At 26.7% G+C, this 2,128-nt stretch carries 3 protein-coding genes; 1 reads left to right on the top strand and 2 read right to left on the bottom strand.

Going from position 1 to position 2,128, the window contains the following annotated elements; all coding sequences use genetic code 11:
• The coding region (locus DDW03_RS01920) for a hypothetical protein (RefSeq protein WP_228615380.1) at positions 1-605 on the top strand (605 nt) is incomplete at its 5' end.
• A 66-nt stretch (positions 606-671) separates the two neighbouring features.
• Here the strand turns inward: DDW03_RS01920 and DDW03_RS01915 are convergent.
• The gene (locus DDW03_RS01915) at positions 672-1,067 is read right to left on the bottom strand and encodes a hypothetical protein (RefSeq protein ID WP_228615379.1); all 396 of its coding nucleotides are present in this window, start codon (positions 1,065-1,067) and stop codon (positions 672-674) included.
• A gap of 256 nt (positions 1,068-1,323) precedes the next feature.
• Positions 1,324-2,128: hypothetical protein (locus DDW03_RS01910; RefSeq protein ID WP_228615378.1), on the bottom strand; the 805-nt coding region annotated here is incomplete at its 5' end.

Genomic DNA, 2,128 nt, shown 5'->3' with positions numbered 1-2,128 from the left:
AATTAAAACCAATAGAAGATTATGAAAAAGAATTAAAATCTGTTCGTAAAAAAGTAAGAGAAGTTGCATCGGAAGCTCAACCATTATTAGATAAATTATTGGAAAGGATGAAAAAATTAGACTATTCATTAATAAGTGAGGATGTTAAAAGAGAGTATGGTCATTTAATATGTTCATCTACTGAAATTTTTTATTATGGTATATTGAAAGGTATTGACTCAGCCATAGATAATAAAAAGGAAAATATTGATGACTTAAAAATAGCTTTAGAATATTTGATGTCTGAAAATAGACTTGAAAGATCTTTAGAGGCTTATCTAAAAAGAGTGGAGGAAAAATTTTACAAAGAGACTGGATATACAATTTCAAAGTTATTAGAGGGCGGATATAAAATTCCAGGATTCGTACGCAATAAAGACATTAGGGATAGAAATGTTGGGTATCTCTTAAAGACCAAAGCAAAAGATGTTTTACAATATCTTAATACTTTTACAAAATTGTCTATGAAAGAATCTGAAAAAGTTGCGGATGTTGTAAAAAACCTAGTAAAACATCCAGAACGGTATAAAAAAGATTCCGGAGAATATATGGGGTATAAATCTTAAGAATAAAAGAAAATAAAAAATTTTTAATTTTTTATTTGATAATTAAATAAAAAACAAAAATTATCTTCATTTGAATTTTATTTTATGCTTATGCCAATTATCTGCAATTATTTCCAATGAGCTACGAGGAATTATTATATCGTGTCTTTTCTCAGCCGCTTTTAGTGTATTAAGATATAATCTAAGATAGTGTTCTATGTTTTCTAGCTCTGAAAAATTATTTGGTCTAGAACCATATAACTCATGTAAGGATTTTTTATGTTCTTCTATTTCTTTTAAAATTTTTTCTATTAGTTTTATATATTCTTCAATTCTCTTTGGATCACGATCGTATGGATGTTTTTCAAATTCTTCTAAAAGCTTTTTAATATCTTCATCTATCTTTTCTACTTCTTCTTTTAATTTTTTATTTTTAATAGTTCTTCCTCCTCCAAATAACCATACCATAGACTTTAGAAGCATCTTGGCAATTATAAATTTTGTAAGTTTAGGCAAGCCTACTCCAATTATAAAATATATCAAAAACTCCAAATATTATTATGAGCCTTCTATTGATGACGGATAATCTTGGTTATGCGACATGGGTCTTAGGGTTGTGAGCGAGTATTTTGACATAATTTTTTGATATGAATTTTAATAAGGTTAGGCATGGTTACTTATAAATCAAAACCAGAATCTTCATAACACTTGATTACCTATATATACAAGATGTTTATATTCAATCTTGTAATAGCTTATCAGGATTATATACATAATTTTTAATTACTTCTATAGCCTTTTCTTTATCCAAATATACGAGGTCATCTATTATTTTATCTATACTTTTCTCTAATGACGATTTATATTTAGCTACGATGATATTTCCATAACAACGTCCTAGAGTGTAGGGAGCAAAATAGTTCGTATAGATATTTTCACTTCTTTCTATTATACCTAATTCTTCGAGATATTTTCTACATGTAGTAGATATATTATTACATACAGATATATATACTCTTTTATCCTTGTAAAAACCGGTTAATAAATAATACATTATAACTTCAAAAGCAGAAGCTCTCAATTCAATACCATAATGGGTGGTTAAAACCTTATAAAGGCGATCCCTATTTTTAATGGTAGAATCTCCGAGGAATATCAACATCTTAAAGATAAACTCATCAAAAGAATGCCAGCTTTCATGTAATAATGACAAAAGAATAATAGCTATTGTTAGGGCTTCTATCGTATTTCCTTCATTTATATAAAATGGATATAATAATGAAGACACCTTTAAATATTTTATACCTTCTATTTCTTGATAATCTTTTGATTGTTTGTCTATTTCCTCTTTAAGGGCTTTTCTGGAAAAAACAATTTTATTTTCACGTCGTGAATATATTGCTAGACCATATGCATAAAAATCATCCACTATTTTTAATTTTGGTTTCTCATAATAAGATATTTTTAATATTTTTATATTATGATCAATTATACCAAGTTTGTCTTTTATATGTTTAATTATATCAATTTCGTCTAAAATTCCG

This window comes from Candidatus Nanobsidianus stetteri (genome assembly GCF_003086415.1).
GTDB lineage: Archaea > Nanobdellota > Nanobdellia > Nanobdellales > Nanobdellaceae > Nanobdella > Nanobdella stetteri_A.
This window is presented reverse-complemented; position numbering and strand designations above follow the sequence as displayed.

Coding starts and splice junctions, on each gene's coding strand:
- DDW03_RS01915 (WP_228615379.1), bottom strand. CDS start 1,067: ATGCTTCTAAAGTCTATGGTATGGTTATTTGGAGGAGGAAGAACTATT.